At 28.5% G+C, this 24486-nt stretch carries 17 protein-coding genes; 6 read left to right on the top strand and 11 right to left on the bottom strand.

Going from position 1 to position 24486, the window contains the following annotated elements:
- Nucleotides 1-64 precede the first annotated feature (64 nt).
- Nucleotides 65-610 carry an oligoribonuclease gene (gene orn, locus FD727_RS01680; protein WP_159938441.1) on the bottom strand — a complete coding sequence of 182 codons (546 nt, stop codon included), beginning with the start codon at nucleotides 608-610 and terminating at the stop codon, nucleotides 65-67.
- A 330-nt stretch (nucleotides 611-940) separates the two neighbouring features.
- Here orn and asd point away from each other — a divergent pair, with 330 nt between their 5' ends.
- Nucleotides 941-1846 carry an archaetidylserine decarboxylase gene (gene asd, locus FD727_RS01675; RefSeq protein ID WP_159938440.1) on the top strand — a complete coding sequence of 302 codons (906 nt, stop codon included), beginning with the start codon at nucleotides 941-943 and terminating at the stop codon, nucleotides 1844-1846.
- Nucleotides 1847-2169: 323 nt separating this feature from the next.
- On the opposite strand, the gene mdh is transcribed toward asd, so the two are convergent.
- From mdh to aroQ, 4 genes are all read right to left on the bottom strand, one after another.
- Nucleotides 2170-3114, bottom strand: coding sequence for a malate dehydrogenase (gene mdh, locus FD727_RS01670; RefSeq protein WP_159938439.1), 945 nt, complete (start codon nucleotides 3112-3114; stop codon nucleotides 2170-2172).
- A gap of 558 nt (nucleotides 3115-3672) precedes the next feature.
- Nucleotides 3673-5013: an acetyl-CoA carboxylase biotin carboxylase subunit gene (gene accC, locus FD727_RS01665; RefSeq protein ID WP_159938438.1), complete on the bottom strand. Its 1341-nt coding sequence runs from the start codon at nucleotides 5011-5013 to the stop codon at nucleotides 3673-3675.
- 11 nt (nucleotides 5014-5024) lie between these two features.
- Nucleotides 5025-5483, bottom strand: a complete 459-nt coding sequence (accB, locus tag FD727_RS01660) for an acetyl-CoA carboxylase biotin carboxyl carrier protein (protein WP_159938437.1) — start codon at nucleotides 5481-5483, stop codon at nucleotides 5025-5027.
- The gene (gene aroQ, locus FD727_RS01655) at nucleotides 5470-5958 is read right to left on the bottom strand and encodes a type II 3-dehydroquinate dehydratase (protein WP_159938436.1); all 489 of its coding nucleotides are present in this window, start codon (nucleotides 5956-5958) and stop codon (nucleotides 5470-5472) included. Before aroQ ends, accB begins: the two co-directional genes overlap by 14 nt.
- 1097 nt (nucleotides 5959-7055) lie before the next feature.
- Between aroQ and FD727_RS01650 the strand changes: the two genes are divergently transcribed.
- The 5 genes from FD727_RS01650 to FD727_RS01630 all read left to right on the top strand — a co-directional run bounded on the left by FD727_RS01650 (nucleotide 7056) and on the right by FD727_RS01630 (nucleotide 15146).
- A complete protein-coding gene (locus FD727_RS01650) occupies nucleotides 7056-8099 on the top strand; it encodes a rod shape-determining protein (protein WP_159938435.1) in 1044 nt (347 codons plus the stop codon).
- 96 nt (nucleotides 8100-8195) lie between these two features.
- Nucleotides 8196-9131, top strand: a complete 936-nt coding sequence (gene mreC, locus FD727_RS01645) for a rod shape-determining protein MreC (RefSeq protein WP_159938434.1) — start codon at nucleotides 8196-8198, stop codon at nucleotides 9129-9131.
- A 96-nt stretch (nucleotides 9132-9227) separates the two neighbouring features.
- Nucleotides 9228-9716, top strand: coding sequence for a rod shape-determining protein MreD (gene mreD / locus FD727_RS01640; protein ID WP_159938433.1), 489 nt, complete (start codon nucleotides 9228-9230; stop codon nucleotides 9714-9716).
- Between the two features lie 266 nt (nucleotides 9717-9982).
- Complete coding sequence (tldD, locus tag FD727_RS01635; RefSeq protein WP_159938432.1) at nucleotides 9983-11434, top strand: metalloprotease TldD; 1452 nt, start codon at nucleotides 9983-9985, stop codon at nucleotides 11432-11434.
- A gap of 1993 nt (nucleotides 11435-13427) precedes the next feature.
- Nucleotides 13428-15146: a proline--tRNA ligase gene (locus FD727_RS01630; protein WP_255454568.1), complete on the top strand. Its 1719-nt coding sequence runs from the start codon at nucleotides 13428-13430 to the stop codon at nucleotides 15144-15146.
- 38 nt (nucleotides 15147-15184) lie between these two features.
- Here the strand turns inward: FD727_RS01630 and tilS are convergent, their stop codons facing one another.
- From tilS to fabZ, 6 genes are all read right to left on the bottom strand, one after another.
- A complete protein-coding gene (tilS, locus tag FD727_RS01625) occupies nucleotides 15185-16483 on the bottom strand; it encodes a tRNA lysidine(34) synthetase TilS (RefSeq protein WP_159938431.1) in 1299 nt (432 codons plus the stop codon).
- 749 nt (nucleotides 16484-17232) lie between these two features.
- Nucleotides 17233-18192, bottom strand: coding sequence for an acetyl-CoA carboxylase carboxyl transferase subunit alpha (gene accA / locus FD727_RS01620; RefSeq protein WP_159938430.1), 960 nt, complete (start codon nucleotides 18190-18192; stop codon nucleotides 17233-17235).
- A gap of 14 nt (nucleotides 18193-18206) precedes the next feature.
- On the bottom strand, nucleotides 18207-21692 hold the full coding sequence (gene dnaE, locus FD727_RS01615) for a DNA polymerase III subunit alpha (RefSeq protein WP_159938429.1): 3486 nt from the start codon (nucleotides 21690-21692) through the stop codon (nucleotides 18207-18209).
- A 257-nt stretch (nucleotides 21693-21949) separates the two neighbouring features.
- Complete coding sequence (gene lpxB / locus FD727_RS01610; protein WP_159938428.1) at nucleotides 21950-23098, bottom strand: lipid-A-disaccharide synthase; 1149 nt, start codon at nucleotides 23096-23098, stop codon at nucleotides 21950-21952.
- A gap of 3 nt (nucleotides 23099-23101) precedes the next feature.
- Nucleotides 23102-23890, bottom strand: a complete 789-nt coding sequence (lpxA, locus tag FD727_RS01605; RefSeq protein ID WP_159938427.1) for an acyl-ACP--UDP-N-acetylglucosamine O-acyltransferase — start codon at nucleotides 23888-23890, stop codon at nucleotides 23102-23104.
- A gap of 3 nt (nucleotides 23891-23893) precedes the next feature.
- Nucleotides 23894-24349, bottom strand: coding sequence for a 3-hydroxyacyl-ACP dehydratase FabZ (gene fabZ, locus FD727_RS01600; RefSeq protein ID WP_159938426.1), 456 nt, complete (start codon nucleotides 24347-24349; stop codon nucleotides 23894-23896).
- Between the last annotated feature and the right edge of the window lie 137 nt (nucleotides 24350-24486).

The raw sequence follows: 24486 nt of genomic DNA, 5'->3' as shown, positions 1-24486 counted from the left end.
AAATCTGTATTTCTTTTAAAGAAATTTATTTAATATTATTTAAATATTAACAATGTATATTAAATTAAAGTTGTAAAAAATGTTCACGATAATAAATCAGTTCTGCTACAGATTCTCGAATGTCATCCAATGCGCAATGATTAGATAATTTTTTAAATCCTGGCATAATCTGTGGTTTCCAAAGCTTGGCTAATTCCTTTAAGGTACTTACATCTAAATAACGATAATGGAAATAAGCTTCTAATTTTGGCATATATTTAAATAAAAAACGCCTATCTTGACAAATGCTATTACCACAGATTGGAGAAACATTCGGTGGCACCCATTGTTTTAAGAAATTAATAGTTTCTTGTTCTGCAATTTTATTATCATATTTACTTAGTTGGATACGTTTAATTAAACCACTATTAGTATGAATATCAAAATTCCAATTATTCATAATCGATAATTTTTGATCTGATTGATAAATAGCAATAACAGGACCTTCAGCTAAAATATTGAGATTAATATCAGTTATTAATGTAGCTATTTCAATTATTAAATCATGTTCTATATTTAATCCAGTCATTTCTAAATCTATCCAAATTAAGTTATTATTACTAATAATCATGCATATAGAACCCAATTAATTATTTAAGTTTAATTTTTAAGAGCTTAAATATATAATTATTGATTAAATTTATATCTAATCAAATCAATAATAAGAAAGTCAAGATAAATTACCAAAAATTATATAATAAATAATTACATATATTGTAATTTTACGGAGTTTAATTTATTTTATTTATATAATCAATAATAATTATTGATTATATAAATAAAAATTTAAGCATAAATATTTTTAGTGTATATTTATCGATATAATATCATTATTGATGATTATTCATAAAATAAATATAATTCAATATTATTGATTGGATACTCACATTGAGAAACCATAATGTTTAATAAAGTTAAATTAACTTTATGTGCTTTTTTACCTAAAAAATTATTAACTAAAATAGTTGGATGGATTGCTAATCGTGATTGCGGCTACATTACAACCATCATTATTAAAATTTTTGTATGGTTTTACAACATAGATATGTCTGAGGTACAAAATCCTAATATAAATAGCTATCATACTTTAAACGATTTTTTTATTCGTACTCTAAAAAAAAATATGCGTCCAATTGACAATGATTCATTATTTCTATCTTTACCAGCAGATGGAACTATCAGTCAACTAGGAAACATTAAAGGTGAACAGATTTTTCAAGCTAAAAATCATTTTTATACACTCAACAATCTACTAGGTAATAATGAACGTTTAGCGACACAGTTTTTAGACGGAACATTTATTACTATTTATCTATCACCACGAGATTATCATCGTATACACATGCCATGTAATGGGATTTTATCCGAGATGATTTATATTCCTGGCAAATTAAATTCATTAAACTCTTTTAATGTTTTAAATATTAAAAATCTATTTGCAGAGAATGAACGTTTAATTTGTGTATTTAAGACTGATTATGGTCCAATGATACAAATCCTTGTAGGAGCTATCATAGTGGGAAGTATTGAAACAGTATGGGCGGGTATTGTATCATCTACATCATCTAAAAAAATAATTAAATATTGGCAATATTCAACCCATGATAAAAACAAATCTATTGTATTATTAAAAGGTCAAGAAATGGGTTGTTTTAGACTTGGTTCAACAGTAATCAATTTATTTATAAAAAATCATGTAAAGTTTGTAGAAGATATTAAAATTAATAATAAGACACGTGTTGGTCAAACTTTAGCTATCAATTTATTTCATTTTCATAAAAATACGAAAAATAATAAATATAAATAAATACTTATGCTTCATACGAACTTTATATTAATTTAAGAGTTAAATTTTGCACATAAAATTATTTAAAATAAATACAAATAGAAATTAAAAATTTTAACTCATTTATTTTGATTGATACTATAAATGATTTAATCATTTAAATTAAATGATATCGATATCATAAATAATATTATTTAATTAAATATATTTATTATCGTGTAATTTTACACTAAGAATGTAGAATTCTAATTCTACTAACGTTAGATTTTTTGCTTATTACGTATAGTATATGTTATTGTTAGAAACTAATAAATAACAAGAAAATTTATATAATCAATATATAATTATATTATTTGTTTCTTAAAATCTTTACCTAGTTTTATATCTTGTTCTAATTCTTTTAAAGAATTAGTTAATATTTGTTGTTCAAAAATACTTATCTTGCCAATTGGCAAATATTGCTTAATACCACTTTCTCCTAATAAAAGTGGTTGTGCAAAAAAAGTAGCATATTCACCATCTCCTTCTACATAAGCATATTCTATAATATTTTCTCTTCCTTGTAATCCTTTTATCAAAGATAGACTAAAACGTGTTGCTGCTTGAGCCATAGATAATGTTGCTGAACCTCCACCAACTTTAGCATTCACTACTTCTGTACCAGCATTTTGTATGCGTTTTGTAAGATAAATGATTTCCTCTTGGCTAAAACTAATATCTTTTATTTGTGATAGCAATGGCAAAATAGTCATGTTTGAATGTCCACCAACTACCGGTACTTCAATTGTTGTTGGTTGTTTATTTTTTAATTGCGAAACAAATGTATTAGCACGAATAACATCAAGCGTAGAAACACCTAATAAACGTTTGCGGTCATAAACACCCATAGTTTTTAGGACATCTGATGCAATTACTACCATACTATTTACTGGATTAGTGATAATCCCAATAATAGCTTTTGGTGCAATATTAGCAATCTGCATTGTTAAATTACATACAATATCTGCATTGATTTTAAATAGATCAACACGGTCCATACCAGGTTTACGTGCTATTCCGGCTACAATCAATACTATATGCGCATTTTGCAATGCCTGTGAAGCATCTTCACCTTTAAATCCTTCTACTCGCACGGCAGTGGGAATATGACTAAGATCTATAGCAATTCCTGGAGTAATTTCAGAAATATCATATAATGCAAGGGTAGAACCTATTGGTAATTGTATTTTTAATAAAAGTGCAAGTGCTTGGCCAATACCACCTGCTGCACCAAGGATTGCAATTTTCATTTTTAATCCTTTTACATGAAATTTAAATACTAAATTAGTTATTTGTTATTAATGTAATATGTTATATTAACATATTACATATGTAGTTTATATTATTAATCAATAGCTTAAAATCATTAACAATTAACGAGTATTTATCGTTCCGATATCATCAAAATAATAAGATACAATTTATATTGTAAGTATGTAATATACTTTAATTTGAAATAAGAAGCAGATCATTTAATATAAAATATCTTAAATAGTATAATGTAACGAATACATTTAAAAATTATATAATTAATTATATATATTATATAAATTTATATACTTTATTTTTATAAATATTCTGAACAATAATCATATATTATTAGTCTATTTTAGACTGGATAGTAGAAATAGAGTGATTATTAATATACTTTCAAATTTAATGAGAAACATAAATTATAAGAATTTAATTATTAAATTAATTGATATTAAACATTAATCTTATTAAATATAGATAACGTATTTTAGTAAAATTACTGCTATTTACTATTTGTGTGTTTAAACACAAAGCATATTTAAATTCTTTTAAATTTATAAACTAAAAATTTTTTCTAAATAGTTAATATCAGTACTTCCAAGTTGAAAAGTTGTATCGTACATTATTTTTATTTGAAGTTCAATATTAGTTTTGATGCCATCAATAATTAACTCTCCTAATGCATTTTGCATGCGAGCAATAGCTACATTACGGTTTTCACCGTAAGTAATTAATTTACCTATCATCGAATCATAATATGGAGGAACACTATAACCAGCGTAAATATGAGATTCCCAACGAACACCAAATCCACCTGGTGCGTGAAAACGTGTAATTTTTCCTGAGCTAGGTATGAAGGTATGAGAATCTTCAGCATTAATACGACATTCTATGGAATGTCCTCGAACTATAATATCTTCTTGTTTTATGGATAAAGGTCGTCCAGCGGCAATACATAATTGTTCTTTTATCAATTCTATTCCTGTAATCATTTCAGTTACCGTATGTTCTACCTGAATGCGAGTATTCATTTCTATAAAATAAAATTTATCATTCTCATATAAAAATTCAAATGTACCTACTCCTCGATAACCTATTTTAATACAAGCATTTACACAAAGTTCACCAATATAATTACGTAATTTAGGACTAATATTCGGCGCTGGTGCTTCTTCGACTACTTTTTGATGACGCCGTTGTATAGAGCAGTCTCGTTCTGCTAAATATATAGCGTTATTTTGTCCATCTGCTAAAATTTGAATTTCAATATGACGAGGACTTTCTAGATACTTTTCCATATATACTGTATCATTATTAAAAATAGCTTTAGCTTCAACCTTTGTCATATTAATAGATTGTTCTAATTCTTGCTCACTTCGCACAACACGCATACCTCGACCACCACCACCACTTGAGGATTTAATAATAACAGGATAACCTATATGATTAGCAATCATTCGAATTTTATCTATAGTTTCTACAAGTGGACCATCAGATCCAGGTACGGTAGGTATGCCCACTTTTTTCATTATGTTAATTGCAGATAATTTATTTCCCATCAAACGAATGGTTTCTGCTTTAGGTCCAATAAAAATAAATCCTGAACGTTCTACTTGCTCAGCAAAATCTGCGTTCTCAGAAAGAAAACCATAACCAGGATGAATGGCAACTGCACCAGTAATTTCTGCAGCTGAAATAAGTGCTGGAATATTTAAATAACTTTTAATTGATTGAGCTGGTCCAATACATACCGTTTCATCTGCTAATAATACGTGCTTTAACTCACGATCTGCAGTAGAATGGACTGCTACAGTTTTAATACCTAATTCTTTACAGGCACGTAAAATACGTAGTGCAATTTCACCACGGTTAGCAATTACAACTTTATCCAGCATTTTTTCCCTTATTATTCAATAACGATTAATGGTTCATCAAATTCAACCGGTTGACCATTCTCTATTAAAAATGCTTTGATAATTCCAGATTTATCAGATTGAATCTGATTCATCATTTTCATTGCTTCTACAATACATAATATGTCACCCCTGTTAACTCTTTGGCCGACTTCTACAAAAGCTTTAGAATCTGGATTTGGAGTACGATAAAAAATACCAACCATCGGTGAACGTACAATATGACCATTAACTGTTACTTTTGACCGATTAGCAACTGCTGATGACATAGGATCAATTAATGATGTAGTTTGTAACATTGTAGATGTATCATAGTTTTGTTGAGTAGGATAACAAACATTATTAGTAGAACGGCTAATACGAACAGATTCTTTTCCTTCAGAAATTTCTAACTCAGCAATACCTGATTCTTCAACTAGTTCGATCAATTTCTTGATTTTATGAATATCCATGAATATGGGTTCCGTACTTTCTTTTATTAGAATATGACAGCCGTTTTACTGCTGTTTGCAAAGCCCAGATATAACCATCAATGCCAAATCCACATATAACACCCGATGATATATCTGAAAAATAAGAATGACGTCTAAATAATTCACGCGCATATAAATTAGTAATATGTACCTCAATAAAAGGAATATTAACAGCTAATAAAGCATCACGTATTGCGATACTAGAATGGGTAAAAGCAGCAGGATTAATAATAATGTAGTCTACATTATTTTGTGATTTATGAATATAATCAATTATTTCTGTTTCTGAATTAGATTGTAAATGACGAAATTTTACATGATATTGTTTAGCTTGTTCAGTAAGCTTATTAACTATTTCTGATAATGTTTTATTGCCGTATTTTTCGCATTCACGCGTTCCTAATAAATTTAAATTGGGTCCATTTAAAAGCAATATGTGAAAATTATGAGCCATATTACGTATATTCTCCTATTATTAATAATAATACATTATAAAATATTCCATTACTTTATATTATTAGAAATAAATAACAAAGTTATTTATAATGTTAGATACTATAACTATATATTTTAATATAATAATTATTCATTAGTTAATAAAATGACGGCTACTAACATATAAGCAATTATATACATATTAAGCACAATATAGTATAAACTTATAAGTAATAAAATGATTTAACACAAAGAACGATTATACCGTCATTATTAATAATAATAATGTATTAAAAATTAGTAGTCATATATTATTAGTATATATAATTTTAATTCAAGTTTTTATAAACATATTAATTTTTATATATTTTAAATTTAAATTATATAGTCATTTTGCTAATTAATGCCTTTATATTTATGTAAGATTAAATATTAATTGATTTTTAAAATTAAATTAATATTTTAAGTGTATAATTTAATCTTGTATAGATTGTTATATAAAATCTAAAGCTTATTTTTGATTAATTTTAATAAATCTAAGTTTTAACTAATCTAATTGATATTTCTAGAATAAAAAATCATAGGATAATTTTTTAGAATTTAGACAATTAGTAATTAAATTTTATAATTTAAAATATGAATAAAATTATATAGATGTAAATTTAGTAACAATAAAATACGCAACATTTATTTTATATTGAGTTATATGATGTTATCATTGTATAGAAGTAACTTAAAAGCGTATATATATTATATAAATATCTTTAAATTAAGGATATTTATATGTTTAATTACTCTATGTAAATGTATTAAATGTACTTTTATACAGTGAAATTTGTTTATTAAAATACAAATGTACAATTTTATTGTACGAACATATACCAGAATTAATTTATTTATATTTTCTTTTAGCTGTAATATTTATTATTACATTAATTATAATAATTACTATGTTTATAATTTTGTTATCACTTATATTTAAAATCATTAAATATCGTGATTATATTTTTAATATACATATATTCATATAAATATTTAAGTTGTATTAATTCTATAATATTTAACAAGATAAACATTTTTATTTTCTATCCTAAGATAGCGGGATTATTCTTTAGTATGTTTAAAAAATTTAGAGGTATGTTTTCTAATGACTTGTCCATTGATTTAGGTACTGCAAATACCCTAATTTACGTAAAGGGACAAGGTATTGTTTTAAATGAACCTTCTGTGGTTGCAATTCGTCAAAATCGTACTGGTTCTGCGAAAAGTGTAGCTGCTGTAGGCTATGCTGCCAAACAAATGTTGGGACGTACACCAGGTAATATTGCGGCCATTCGACCTATGAAAGATGGTGTTATTGCAGATTTTTTCGTGACCGAAAAAATGCTTCAGCACTTCATCAAGCAGGTACATAGTGATAGTTTTATGTGTCCAAGTCCTCGTGTACTAGTATGTGTACCAGTTGGTGCAACACAAGTAGAACGTCGTGCTATTCGAGAATCAGCTCAAAGTGCTGGTGCACGTGAAGTTTTTTTGATAGAAGAGCCGATGGCTGCAGCTATTGGTGCAGGTTTGCCAGTTTCTGAAGCTACTGGATCGATGGTAGTTGATATTGGTGGAGGCACGACTGAAGTTGCAGTTATTTCTCTTAATGGTGTTGTTTATTCTTCTTCTGTACGTCTTGGAGGAGATCGTTTTGATGAAGCTATTATTAATTATGTACGTCGTAATTATGGTTCATTAATCGGAGAAGCAACAGCTGAACGTATTAAACATGAAATTGGTTCAGCATATCCATGTGATGAAATGCGCGAAATCGAAGTACGTGGTCGTAATTTAGCGGAAGGTATTCCACGTGGCTTTATTCTAAATTCAAATGAAATTTTAGAAGCTTTACAAGAACCATTATCTGGGATTGTCAGTGCTATTATGGTTGCGCTAGAACAATGTCCACCAGAGTTAGCATCAGATATTTCTGAGCATGGCATGGTACTAACAGGTGGGGGAGCTCTATTACGCAATTTAGAACGTTTATTGATAGAAGAAACTAGTATTCCTGTAATAATTGCAGAAGATCCATTAACATGTGTAGCACGTGGTGGCGGCAAAGCACTAGAGATGATAGATATGCATGGAGGAGATTTATTCAGTGAAGAATAATTCTTCTTTTATTTTAATGTGTGAATATGATGGATTTGATTTTAATTAAATCAGTGTTTAATATTTAAGATTTTATGTAAGGAATTACTTTAACTTATGAAGCTAATATTTAGTAATAGAGGACCATCTCTACAATTACGTTTGCTTTTAGCAGTTGTTTTAGCTATCATGACGATGATAGTTGATAGTCATGTAAGTTATTTCGTTCGATTACGTAATTATCTAGATACCTCGGTTAGTCCTCTTTACTTTTTAGCAAATATACCCCATCAATTGTTTGATAATGTTGTGGAAATGTTCGTATCTCATCAAAAACTTGAAAATGAAAATAAGGCATTACGTAAAGAATTGTTTTTAAAAAAAACTGATTTGTTGATGCTCAATCAATATAAAAAGGAGAATTTGTACCTTAGTAGTCTACTTGGTTCTCCATTACATGAAAATGAATATGAAATAATAGCAAAAAGAGTGCCTACAAATATTAATACCTATACAGATCAAATAATTATAAACAAGGGAAGTATAAATGATGTTTATATAGGTCAGCCATTAATTAATGATAAAGGTATAGTAGGACAGATAGTAACAGTTGGTAAGGTCAGTAGTCGTGCTCTCCTAATCTGCAGTGTATTTCACTCACTACCCATTCAAGTGTTACGTAATGATATTCGCTTAATTGCAAGTGGTAATGGTTGTAATGAAGATTTGCAATTAACGCATCTACCAGCAGATAATATTGATATTCGTGTTGGTGATATGTTAGTTAGTTCAGGTATAGATGGTCGTTTCCCAGAAGGTTATCCTGTAGCAGTTGTTTCATATATAAAAACAGATGAGCAATCTGATTATATCACTATTAAAGCACATCCAATAGCTAACTTACTATATTCAAAATATTTATTGTTATGGGGAACATATAACAACAATAAAATACCATTGTTACCAGATAAAGTACACGAAATCGCTAATGAAAGATTAATTTTAAAGAAAAATCAGAATCTACAACTTACTGATAAGATCAATACTCGATGATACATAATATCACATAAACTTATTAAAGTTATTTAATATAAATAATTCTGAATAATTCTTTATAATTTCATAGCATATATTTTAAAGGAGTTACCCTTGAGTAGATATTCTAGTAATAGATATTGGGTAATTTGGTTTTCTTTTATGATTGCACTATTGCTCCAAATAGTGCCTTGGCCACCAGAAATTTATATATATCTACCATTATGGTTATTGCTAACTCTTATTTATTGGATATTGGCACTTCCACATCGTATCAGTATTGGTACAGGTTTTTTATTAGGTTGTATTACGGATTTAGTTACAGGTTCTGTACTTGGTTCACATGCTCTTGCATTTAGTGTTATTACTTATTTAGTAACTTTAAAATGCTATATTTTTCGTAAATTACCCTTATGGAAGCAAGCATTTATAATAATGATATTATCATTTACTATGAATTTTATTATATTTTTTGCTAATTATTTAATTATAAGGATACCATTACGTGCAGAAATTTTCTGTAGCACCATAAGTAATGGTATTGTTTGGCCTTGGTTATTTTTGTTTATGAGAAGGATGCGTCGTCGATTTAAAATTCAGTAAAATATATAATTTAATTTTATTTAATTAATTAGATAATAAAATCCTAATTTATAACATTTGATTTCATCAAGGCAGTAATTTATCAATTAAATAAAAAGTTTAAAATTATTTAAAATAAATATATTATCTATCTTAAATATAAGATCTAAGATAAGATATAAACAAATACATGATAATAAGAAACAATTTTAATAAAAAGTTAATTATGTAAAATATAAGTATATATTTTATTATGTGCTTATCTAATGATATTAATGAGTAAAACGATGACTTTACATTTAGTTAGTGAACAATTATTAACAATTAATAATATTAATCAACAGAATATTTATTCTTTATTAGAATATCTTTCAGAACGTCGTATAGATTACGGTGATTTATATTTTCAATCTAGTTTTCATGAAAATTGGATGCTGGAAGATAAAATAATTAAAAATGGTTTTTATCATATTGATCAAGGAGTAGGAATTAGAGCTATTAGTGGTGAAAAAACTGGATTTGCTTATACTGATCAATTAACAATAAATGCTTTATTTCAATCTGCTCAAGCTGCACGTAATATTACTCATAAAAAATCTAATAGTGGCACAAAATGTAATTTACTAAAAACACATGAATATTCTTCTTACTATAAATCACTTAATCCACTTAATAGTCTAACAAAAGAAGATAAAATTGCTTTACTGCATCGTATTAATACAGTAGCACGTGCTACTAGTTCTTATGTACAAGAAGTTAATGTAAACTTAAGTGGCACATATGATCAAGTTTTAATCGCTGCAACTGATGGTACTTTAGCAGCTGATATAAGACCTTTAGTACGTATTTCAATTAATGTACAAGTTGAAGATCAAGGAAAAAGAGAAAATGGATCAAGTGGCGGCGGAGCACGTACAGGTTATGAGTTTTTTTTTAACACCATAAATGGAGATGTACTGATAGATCTTTGGGCGCGTGAAGCAGTCCAAATGGCACTTGTAAATTTATCTGCAATTGCTGCACCAGCTGGTGCATTACCAGTGGTATTAGGTTCAGGATGGCCAGGAATATTACTACATGAAGCAGTTGGTCATGGTTTAGAAGGTGATTTTAATCGACGCCAAACATCTGTATTTAGTGGTCAAATAGGAAAATTAGTAGCATCTGAACTTTGTACTGTAATAGATGATGGAACGATTCAAAGATCACGTGGCTCATTATCAATTGATGATGAAGGTGTAATAGGACAATATAATGTACTTATTAAAGAAGGTGTACTGAAAAAATATATGCAGGATAAACTTAATGCACGTCTTATGTCAACTAGGTCAACAGGTAATGGTCGACGTGAATCTTATGCTCACTTACCTATGCCACGTATGACTAATACTTATATGCTAGCAGGTAAATCTACACCGCAAGAAATTATTGAAAGTGTAGAATATGGTATTTATGCTTCAAATTTCGGAGGTGGACAAGTCGATATTACTTCAGGTAAATTTGTCTTTTCTACTTCAGAAGCGTATTTAATTGAAAATGGAAAAATCACTAACCCAATTAAAGGAGCAACGCTAATAGGTTCTGGTATTGAAGCAATGCAGGAAATTTCAATGGTAGGTAATGATTTATCTTTAGATAAAGGAGTTGGAATATGTGGTAAAGAAGGACAAAATATTCCGGTAAGTGTAGGACAACCTACTATTAAATTAAATAAATTAACCGTTGGAGGAACAATTTAGTTTTATATCCTCCTAGAAGAAAGGCTATTGTTAAGTTATATTCATATATATAAACAAAAGTTTTACATAGTATAAGAAGTAATCTATATAAACAGATACAAAAATATATTAAAATAGCAAGGTCTAAACTTAAGAACTTGCCTATTTTTAATTTATTATAACTACATGAAATTTATAAATTATAAACAAAAGAATCGTCATGAAAATTAGAGTTTTGTACAGTATGAGTTCCTATTTACTGTAATATTCTAATCTATGGTTACGAGCAATGATAAAGTCATGAAATTAAATTATATAAATTTAAATCAAAAGTATGAAGTATTTTCTGAAAATTTTTTCAATATTATTTCTGAGTTATCTCAAGATAATTGTATTCATAAAATATTTAATATTTATTAAAGCTAGTAGTGATATTCTTTATGTTATGTCGAATAAATTACATGGGATATATCAAAGATGATTATGTAGTAGCTTGTCCCTTGATTGATTTCAATTTTCATCCATTTTGTATTCCTCCTATCATCCTACTCATCAGTAATGTCTAACTTAAAGAGTTACTTTAAATTAGAAATTATATCTTTTTATAAGGATATAAATTACAGTGTTTAATTTAATATCGTTCATGGAAAAATTATTCTCTACGCTTTTACTTACAACATATCCTAATTACTTTATCTATTCGTTAAGAAAAATATCTTATTATCTAACTTTTACTTATCCTAAGAGATGTACATAAAGTGATATACTTAAGATATTTTATCATCTATTGTACAAAATGTTAATTTACTAATGGTCAATATAATTCTTAGATAAACCCATTAAGCTATAAAATTTCATATCTAACTTAATAAATCATTTTGATAGTTTTACTTTTTTATTAATTCCAATTTACGTTTGCATACTTTTTATTTGTATTTTTAATACAAATGCTAGAGTCTAGTTATTAACTAGAGTTAATTTTAATAACGATTAGACACATTGGCCTTATCTTTTATACAGTTTCGATGAAAGTAATTTACGTATCCAAAACCTATTCTTCATATATTTGCAGTATAGCTATCAGCTATACACTCATTCATCATATAATATTTCATTGTATTGCTTAATTTCAGTAACAATGAAGACGTCTTCTTGTGTTATTAATTTTATGTACTTTATAGTAGCTAAAAGTACGTTTTCTACTAATTAGTAATTATCTAATTCAATGACTAAGTAATCTTCATTATTGTCGTCGTATTTAATGATGTTAGCTCTATATAGTAGATTTACTTAATTCACACCTCACGTTATTTTTGCAATATATTAATATATTGCAAATTATATTGTTACACTATTAGATATTTTCAGAGATATTACTCTTGAATAAACCACTAGTTCCCCAAATCGCAAAAGTAACGTTGCTGTTGCTGTTATACTTTTAAATATTAGTCTTGGGGCTAAATTTTAATTTAGATTAAGACTAAAATCTTTGATTAAAACTTAATTAAGTTTAATTAATAAAATTTTATTTTGTTAGTTAATTTATATATCTAAGTTAGATATTCTTTTTTAATAAAATTTTATTAGCAAATTAAAAACATAAATATTAATTTTTAAAATATTTACATAAATTTTCTAATATATTATTATAAATGAATATTATTAATATAAATTAAATAAACATAATCTATGATTATCTTGAAGCCATATTCTATTGTCTTGTTCTAATACAAATATTTTTAAATAACTTTATTTATACTTATTTAACCTAATGCATGCTAGATTTATTCTATATAATATTATTTTAATAGAAAATCACTTTAGATAACTTAACTAAATAGTTTTTAACCATTCATGATTAAATCATTTAATAAAAGTTTAATTTTTATAGTTAATTGCTATTAATAGCAAATTATTTTTAATATGTTATAAATATTCTTTTATTCAAGTACTTTAAATGATATTATTATATCTATAGAAAATTTAATTTGTTATTTTAAAGTGAAATTATAATTTGGTACGTATAACTCAATATTTACTCTCTACTTTAAATGAGATGCCTGCTAATACAGAACTAATTAGTCATCAATTAATGCTTCGTACAGGTATGATTCGTAAATTAGCTTCTGGCTTATATATATGGTTGCCTACTGGTATACGAGTATTAGAAAAAATTAAAGCTATTTTACGGGAAGAAATGAGTAGGATAGGTGCAATAGAAATATCTATGCCGATAGTTCAGCCAGTTGAGATGTGGAGAGAAAGTGGTCGGTGGACACAATACGGACCAGAATTATTAACACTAAAAGATAGAAGAAATAGATCTTTTGTTCTTGGACCAACCCACGAAGAAATCATTACCGTTCTGATGCGTGATGAATTAAATTCATATAAACAATTGCCCATTAATTTATATCAAATTCAAACTAAATTTCGTGATGAATTAAGACCACGTTTTGGAGTAATACGTTCACGTGAATTTATCATGAAAGATGGATACTCTTTCCATCTTACTGATAAATCTTTACAAAAAACATATAAAGAGATGCAAATAGCTTATAGTCAAAGTTTAAAACGTATGGGTTTAAATTTTTGTATAGTTCAAGCTACTACTGGTTCTATTGGTGGTAACTTATCACATGAATTTCAAGTATTAGCAAAAAATGGTGAAGATAAGATTGTATTATCTAGTGAGTCAAATTTTGCTGCTAATATTGATAAAGCTGAAGCTATGGCTCCAATTGGAAAACGACCACGACCTTTACAAAAAATGATTTTATTTGATACTCCAGGTGTTCAAACTATTGAAGATTTAATTAATCAGTATAATCTACCTATTGAACAAATAGTTAAGACTTTATTTATTAAAGCAGTCAAGGGAAGTGCTCATAGTTTCATAGCAATGTTATTACGAGGTGACCATCATCTGAATAAAAGTAAAGCTGAAGAGTTGGATATTGTAACAAAACCTTTAGAAATGGCAACTGAAAAGGAAATTAAAGAAATGTTGGGAGTAAGTCCTGGTTCACTTGGACCTGTAGGATTAACTATTCCAGTCATTGCTGATCGTACTGTAGCAAAAATGGGGAACTTTTGCGCTGGTGCTAACATAGATGGAAAACATCTAAAATGCATTAATTGGGGTAGAGATTTACCAGAACCACGTGTTGAAGATATTCGTAATGTAGTAGAAGGTGATCCTAGTCCAGATGGACAGGGTATTTTAAGAATTGAACGTAGTATTGAAGTTGGTCATATCTTTCAACTAGGATATAAATATACCCACGCTATGAAAGCTAAGGTTCAAGATGAAAAAGGCGTTAATAAAATTATAACTATGGGTTGTTATGGTATTGGTATTACGCGTTTAATTGCGGCTGCAATTGAACAGAAACATGATGAACGTGGTATTATTTGGCCTGTAGCTATTGCACCATTTAAAGTTGCAATTTTACCTATTTATATGCATAAATTTCACAATGTTAAAATATTATCTGAAGAGATATATCAAATATTATGCTCAAAAAAAATTGATGTTATTATGGACGATCGTGAAGAAAGTCCAGGTACTATGTTTACTGACATAGAGCTTATTGGAATTCCTCATATAATCATAATCAGTAAACGAAATCTTGAAAATGAAGACATTGAATATAAATCAAGATTGAGTGGTAAAAATCAATTCATTAAACGACATGATATTGTAAAATTTTTAATCAATATTATTAAATAATAATTTAATATAATGTTTGTATTATAATGTATTTTTACTTATCTTTTCCATATTATTTGCCATCCTTGATTATTTTTAGCAACACCTTCATATGTAGTAAATAATTTTGGTGCGCCAATTAGAATTTCATTATAGTATATTAAAGGAGTACGTTGTCGTTGCCATGGAGGAATACCTAAGTCTTGCCATAATTTTTTTATTTTACGTCTATGTGCATAGCCAACTATATGATGATAGCCAGAAGCTTTGAAACGAATAGTAATTTGTTCATTATCTGTTGGATGACGCCATTTTGCAATATTGTTAATTGCTTGTAATTCTCCTAATCCTTTCGGTAAACATAAAGGATAATCCCTATTATGCCAAATAAAAATATCTGTGCTCGGTAGTGGTAGTTTTGACAAATAATAAAGTTTATGACGATAACGTCGTATTTCGTAATTAGAGAAATGTAAACATGGTTGTGCATCTTGTCGGCTATACATTACTTCGTGTATAATACGTTTTAATATAGCTCTAGATGGAATGAAATCACTTTGATTAGCAGCAATCCAACGGCGCAATATAACATGACAATATGAATCACTCATGTTTCGTAAAGGAAACCAATCTAATGCACCCTGTTTATCAATTAACCGTGCAAGTTGTTCAGATAACAAATCATCTAGTAACTTTTCTTGTTCAGCACAGTTTATAGCTGTTCTTGCTACTGCAGTATTAAAATGAGGCCATTTAGCTTGCAATAATGGTATTATTTTTAAACGTAAAAAATTACGATCATAATAACAATTAAAGTTACTTTCATCTTCTTTCCAAGAAAGTTTATGTAGATTAGCATACATCTTTAATTGTTGTCGATCAAAATTTAGCAACGGACGTACATGAATATAACCATTAAATGAATTCTTTAAAGGCATTGCCGATAAACCTGCTGGTCCACTGCCTCTCTTTAATGCTAGTAATAGGGTTTCACATTGGTCATTAAGATTATGAGCAGTTAATAAATATTCACCAGTTTGTAGTTTCTCAAAAAGTATTTTATAACGCATATTGCGTGCATTACATTCGAGATTTCCAGCAAATTTATTAACTTTTATGTACAATACTTCACACATTATATTCCATTGATGACAAATTTGCTTACAATGTGATGCCCAACTATCAGCATTTACACTGAGACCATGATGAACATGTAATACGCGTAAATTCAATAAAGTTTGTTGTCGTTGCCAATATATTAACTGATGTAACAATACTGTGGAATCTAAACCACCACTAAATGCTAATACACACCGTGCATTAGATGGTATTAACGAAGCAAGATGAGAGAACGACATATAGTACACCTAGTAATTTGTATAAAATGTTTATATTTCATAATATAATATGTTATTAATAACAAATCTATTTTTATTTATACAACTAGATTAGTTATGAGTACAATATTAAAGTAATATAATATTTAGTATCTATAATTTATACTATTACTTAAGTAATAGTATAAAAACAAAAATAAATAAAATTAGCTATTATACTAAATAACTTCCATTAAAATCATAATTTTATAATTAATTAAATTACTTAACAAAAACATAAACATTATTTAAATAAATTATCCGATTATTTTAATTCTAATATTGTTATCTATTATAAATATAATATTTATTATACTATATTCATAGTGATCTATATATCTTATATAGAAAATATTAAAAATAAATTAACTTTAATATAAGTTAGGTAAATAAAATTAAAATAAGAGGAATAATATCAGTCAATTAACTCTTTTAAAAATTAATTAATTTATTTTATATATTTATTAAATACTTTAATTCATATATATTTGTTTCTAGGTATTTTACGTCGACTAAATCGGTAAACATAATGATTTAATAAAAATCAATCATTCTTTTGAATAATTAAAGGTAAAAACATTATTAATAATATTTTTGAAAAATTGATTTTATCAATTAAGATACAAACATATAATGGCTCGTTAATTAAAAATAATTTTATTTATATAAATATATAAACCATAAAAATTTAAATGATATATTTAATATTATTTAAATTAAAAATTACAATTTTAATTATAACCATAACTAATTAATCGATGATAACGGCGTTTGAGTAATTCTTCAGTACTCCACCGTTCTAAATTTCTTAAATCAATTAATAACTGCTTTTTTAATATATTTGCCATCTCAATTGGATGTCGATGAGCACCGCCTAAAGGCTCTTGAATAACAGTATCAATTATGTTCAGTTCTAATATTCGATCTGCAGTAATCCCCATTGCTTCAGCAGCAAGAGGAGCTTTATCGGCACTTTTCCATAAGATAGAAGCACATCCTTCCGGAGAAATTACTGAATATATGCTATATTGTAACATATTTACTTTGTCACCTACACCAATTGCCAGTGCGCCACCAGAACCTCCTTCACCTATAACAGTACAAATAATTGGAGTTTTTAATTGTGACATTTCCTGCAAATTACGTGCAATAGCTTCAGCTTGCCCTCGTTCTTCTGCACCTATACCTGGATACGCTCCAGGAGTATCAATAAAAGTAAACAAAGGCATGCGAAAGCGTTCAGCGATTTTCATTAAACGTAATGCTTTTCTATAACCTTCTGGAGTTGGCATACCAAAATTACGACGGATTTTTTCTTTAGTATCTCTAGCTTTTTGATGGCCAATAATCATTACAGGACGTCCATCAAGACGTGTAATACCACCGACTATAGCTTTATCATCTGCATAAGCACGATCACCTGCTAATTCATCAAAATCATCAAAAATATTACGAACGTAATCTAATGTATACGGTCTTAAGGGATGGCGTGCAATCTGCACAATCTGCCAAGTTCCTAAATCTGAAAAAATTTTACGAGTCAATTCAATGCTTTTATCCTGTAAACGTTGAATTTCGTCATCTAAATTAATATGAAGATTTTCATCTTGATTGACAATTGATCTTATCGAATCAATTTTAGCTTCTAATTCTGCAATTGGCTGTTCAAAATCTAGATAATTAAAATTCATAATATTTATATACTCTATTTAAATTCTAATGTTACCTGTTCAGTTCCTACTAGTGATCGCAAATTGTTCATTAAAGAATCACTCAGTAGGATTCTCCATTTTTTTTTAAAAACTAATTTTGTCTGAACACTGTTTTTTTGATAATGGATATGTACTAGAACATCACCAGAATGACAAGTTTCCAAAACTTGAGCAAGATTATTTAAAAGTTGATCATTCATCTGATTTTCTAATAACAAAATGGAAATTCCAGATACATATTTTTTACGTGCTGTATCAATGTTCATTATTTTATATGCTATCATTTTTATACTGCTTTTGAACTTATCAAAAATTACTTGACCACTGACTATTAAAACATGATCTTTTTTTAAAATATTTTGGTATTTATCTAAAATATCACTAAATAATATAATTTCTAGAAAAGCAGAAGAATCATCAAGAGTGCAAAAACCAATTCGATTTCCACGTTTAGTAATCATTGTATGAATAGAAATAACAATTCCAGCTATAACAATAATTGTACCATGTTTTGAAGAATATATATCCTTCAAACGGATATCTTCTGGCACATAATGTTTAATTTCTTTTAAATATTGATTTATAGGATGACCAGTAAGATATAAACCCAATGATTGACGTTCTTGATCTAATCGCATCTGTTCAGACCATGGTAGAATATTGGAATCAATTTTTTTTACTTGGGATGATTGTGCTTCTAGAATACCAAACATATCAACTTGACCTATTAATTGATCTTTGATATTTTGTTCAGCTGTTTGTATTGCAGATTCTAATTGATGTATTAATAATGATCGATGTGCACCAAGACTGTCAAGTGCTCCAGACATGATTAATTTTTCTATCATACGACGGTTAATTTTTTTAGTATCTACACGTGCACAGAAATCAAATAATTCAACAAAATAACCACCGATATTACGAGCATTAATAATTTCTTCAATTGCAACTTCTCCCACTCCTTTAATTGCTCCCATTCCATAAACAATCTCACCTTTATTATTAACATGAAACTGATACAGTCCGCAATTAACATCCGGAGGTAATACTTTTAATCCTAAACGCAAACATTCATCAACCAATATGATCATTTTATTAGTATTATCCATATCAGCACTCATAACTGAAGCCATAAATTGGGCTGGATAATGTGTCTTTAACCAAAGAGTTTGATATGATATCAAAGCATAAGCAGCTGAATGAGATTTATTAAATCCATATCCAGCAAACTTTTCTAGTAAATTAAAAATTTTTTTTGATAATTCTGCATCAATTCCTAATTTTTTAGCTCCTTCTTGAAATATATATCGATGCTGAAACATTTCTTCAGTTTGTTTCTTTTCCATTGCTCTACGTAGCATATCTGCAGCACCCAGAGTATATCCAGCAAAAACCTGTGCAATTTTCATAACTTGTTCTTGATAAAGGATTATACCATAAGTTGATTCAAGAACAGGCTTTAGAATACTATGTTGCCATTGAACATCTGGATAAAAAATTCTTTCACGCCCATGCTTACGATTTATAAAATTATCTACCATACCTGATTGCAATGGACCAGGACGAAATAATGCTACCAATGCAATCATATCTTCAAAACAATCTGGTTTAAGACGCTTAATTAATTCTTTCATACCGCGCGATTCAAGTTGAAATATAGCAGTTGTTTCCGCACGTTGTAGAATATCAAAACATTTTTTATCATTAAGAGAAATATTAGCAAGATTAATTAATTCTAGCTTCTGTTTTGTAAGATATGTATTAATCATTTTAAGTGCTGAATCGATAATAGTAAGCGTACGTAAACCAAGAAAATCAAATTTTACTAATCCAGCATGTTCCACATCATGTTTATCAAATTGTGTTAATGGATGATCACCATTTTCATCACAATACAATGGAGCAAAATCAGTTATCTTAGTCGGTGCGATTACTACACCACCAGCATGTTTACCTGCATTACGAGTTACTCCTTCTAATTTAAAAGCCATATTAATCAGTGTCTTAACTTCTTCATCAGCAGCATATATTTCTGAAAGTTGTGGTTCAACAGCAAAAGCTTTTTTTAGTGTCATGCCTGGATCTAATGGTATCATCTTTGAAATTCGATCTACAAATCCATAAGGATAACCAAGAACACGACCAACATCACGGATAACGGCCTTAGCTGTTAAGGTACCAAAAGTGATAATTTGAGATACTGCTGCACGTCCATATGTTTCAGCAACATGCTCAATTACTTGATCTCTTTTTTCCATGCAAAAATCAATATCAAAGTCTGGCATTGAAATACGTTCTGGATTTAAAAAACGCTCAAATAATAATCCAAATTCTATAGGATCTAGATCTGTAATATTTAATGCATACGCTACTAAAGACCCTGCACCAGAACCACGACCAGGACCAACTGGAATACCATTATCTTTAGACCACTGTATAAATTCCATTACAATTAAAAAATAACTAGGAAAGCCCATCTTATTAATAACATCAAGTTCACTATATAAACGTTTATAATATTTAACTTTATTCTTTATAGGTACATTATTATTAGGAAATAAAATTTTTAAACGATTTTCTAACCCTTGACGTGATTTCATAATTAGAAAATTTTCTGTTGTTATATTTCCAGTAGGAAATTCTGGCAAAAAATATTTACCAAGACAAATAGTAACATTACATCTTTTAGCAATTTCCACACTATTTTTTAGTGCTTCTGGTATATCCGAGAATATTTTGCACATTTCTTCTGGAGTACGCATATACTGTTTAGAGCTGTAATTGCATGGACGCTTAGAATCATTTAAAGTATAACCATCATGAATAGCTACACGTATTTCGTGCGCATCAAAATCATCTTCATTAAGAAAACAAACTTGGTTAGTAGCTACAACTGGAATGTTTTTTGTAATTGCTAATTCTACAGCCGCACATAAATATTCTTCTTCATTAGGACGATCTGTACGCGTTAATTCAAGATAATAGCGATTTGGAAAATATTTGGAATAAAAATTTAAACATGTTAAAACTAAATTATTATTACCTCGTAATAAATTAAGACCAACATCTCCTTTACATCCTCCTGAAAGAAGAATTAAATCTTCACCCAACTCAATTAACCAATCTCTGTCAATTACTGGTCCAGTTACACTATATCCTCTTTGATAAGCACGAGAAATCAACAACGTTAAATTCCGATATCCTTTATTACTAATAGCTAATAACGTTAACTGAAAGAAGTCATCGCTTGTCAATTTACTAAAAACATTAAAATCAGCACCGATAATAGGTTTAATACCTAATTTTTGAGCACTATTATAGAAACGTATTAGTCCACATAAATTCATAAAGTCAGTAATAGCAACTGCTGGCATTCCAATTAAAGATACTTTATTAACTAAATCTCCGATTTTTGCCAAGCCATTTACCATGGAATAATCGCTATGGACTCGCAAATGTATAAAATGAGGTTCAGCCATATAACAATCCAATTTAAAAACAAATCTATTAAAAATAATTTAATTTTAAGCAAATATAATTAATTCTAAAAAATTACAATTATTATTATTTAACTTTATATAATCAAACTCTATTTATTGTAAATTTTATAAATTAATCAAGCTAATAAAAATCATCTAACAGATGACTAAATTTAAAAATTTAAATATAATCAATGTGCTTTAATTAATAATTAAATTATCTATAATTAGATGAAATATAAAAAATATATTAATATTTAATTATTAATTATTTCTAGTACTGCATTTGCTGCTTGTTGATTGGCATTACATCTAATTTTATGATGTAATTCATTAAAAATTTTTAATAATGTATTACGTTTAGTACTTCCACATAGTAGAGAATTTAATTCTATTGCTAATGCCATTGGTTGACATTTATCTTGTAATAATTCTTTTACTAAAAAGCTTCCAGCTAGTAAATTAGGCAAAGAAATATAAGGAACTTTTACTAGTTTTTTTGCTAACCAAAAAGTAAGAGGATTCATACGATAACCAACCACCATTGGACATTTAGCTAACATACATTCTAATGTAGCAGTACCAGAAGCAATAATTACCGCATCGCTAGCAATCATTACTTCACGACTTTTACCTTCTAACATATGTACTGGAAGATCTGGTGTAACATAAGATTTAATTATTTCAAACTGTTTGAGAAGTTTTAAATTTACTAAAGGTACCATTATTGTTAATGATTGGTGCCATTTATATAATATTTGAGCAGCATATAAAAAATCAGCACTTAACATTTCTAATTCAGCACTACGACTGCCAGGTAATAAACCAATACATATACTATTTGCAGTTATTCCTAATTGACGTCTTATGGTTAATTTATTAGGTTCTAATGGTATCTCATCTGCCATTATATGTCCTATAAAACGACATGGTATATTAAATTGATCATAGATTTTTTTTTCAAATGGTAGACAAGACAACACCAAATTAGTATTACGACCTATTTTAAATATACGACGTTTCCTCCAAGCCCAAATAGAAGGACTTACATAATGAATAGTACGTATACCTGATTTTTTTAAATAACCTTCTAAGCTAAGATTAAAATCTGGCGAATCAATCCCAATAAAGATATCTGGTTTAAGATCAATAAAACGTTGAATTAAATCCAACCGTATTTTTAGCAAACGTGGGAGAGTATTTAATACTTCTATTATTCCCATTACGCTTAATTCTTCCATTTCATACCAAGTTTCGCATCCTGCAGCTTTCATACGTGGGCCAGCTACTCCAAAAAAACGAGTATTAGGATAACGTGCTTTTAAGGCATAAATAAGACCTTCTCCAAGAATATCACCAGATATTTCTCCTGCGACTAAAGCGATAATTAGAGGACGTACCAACATATGTTAACGAATTAATCCACGAGTAGAACGAGAAAAAAAATCATAGAAAAGCTGTACTTCATTATATTGTTTTGCTAATGCAGCAATTGCTGGTTTAGCTTCATCCAATGTTTTATTACTTCTATATAATAATCTATATGCATTATGAATAGCTTGTAATCCTTCTTTACTGAAACCACGACGTTTTAATCCTTTTATATTAATGCCAAATGGAATTGCATGGTTACCTTGTGCAATAATATATGGAGGTACATCCTGTGTAATACCAGAACAACCTCCAACCATTACATGTGCACCGATGGTACACCACTGATGTACTGCAGTCATACCACCAATAATAACAAAATCATCTATAGTAACATGGCCTCCTAAAGTAGTATTATTAGCAAAAATGCAACTATTACCTATTACACAATCATGCGCAATATGTGTATTTACCATTAATAAATTATCACTTCCTATTGTCGTTAAACCTCCAACTTGCATCGTACCCCGATGAATAGTTACACTTTCTCGAATACGATTACGATCACCAATGTATACACGTGTTGGTTCGTTACCATACTTTAAATCTTGGTTTATTTCACCAATAGATGTAAATTGATATATTTGATTACCTTTACCAATAATTGTATGTCCATTAACTATTATATGTGATTTAAGTATTGTACCTTCGCCAATTTGTACATTGGCACCTATAAAGCAAAATGGACCAATATAAACATTCTCGCCAATAACAGCACCTTTCTCAACGATGGTGCTAAAATGTATGTTAGCTGTTGAATCAATCACTAATTATGTCTCCCGGCTACGGGCACACATCATCGTTGCTTCACAAGCGATTTCTCCATCAACAGTTGCTATCCCTCGGAAACGTGTCAAGCTGCGACGAGTTTTTTCGAAGGTTACTTTCATGATCAGTTGATCACCTGGTACCACTGGACGTTTAAAACGTGCTTCATCAATACCAGCAAAATAATAAAGTTCTCCTGGTTCTAATTTACCTGTACTTTTAAAAGCAAGGATACCAGTTGCCTGTGCCATAGCTTCCAAAATAAGAACACCTGGAAAAATTGGTTTATTAGGAAAATGTCCTTGAAAAAATAATTCATTAGCAGAAATATTTTTTACAGCACATAAATATTTATGCACTTCAAATTCGATCACACGGTCAACCAATAAAAACGGATGACGATGAGGCAGCAGTTCTAAAATTTCTTCGATTTTTAGAGTATGCTTTTCAATAGTCAAAATACTCTTCCTGTCCTAAAAATTTAATGGTAACAATAACACGGCCTGCGAAGGATCATTGTGATCATCGCAGGCCGCAAATCAGCTCGCAAGTATTGTACTTCCTTGCAATACTATTACCGAACTCTGGTTTACCA

The sequence above is a fragment of the Pantoea sp. Mhis genome (genome assembly GCF_009830015.1).
This window is presented reverse-complemented; position numbering and strand designations above follow the sequence as displayed.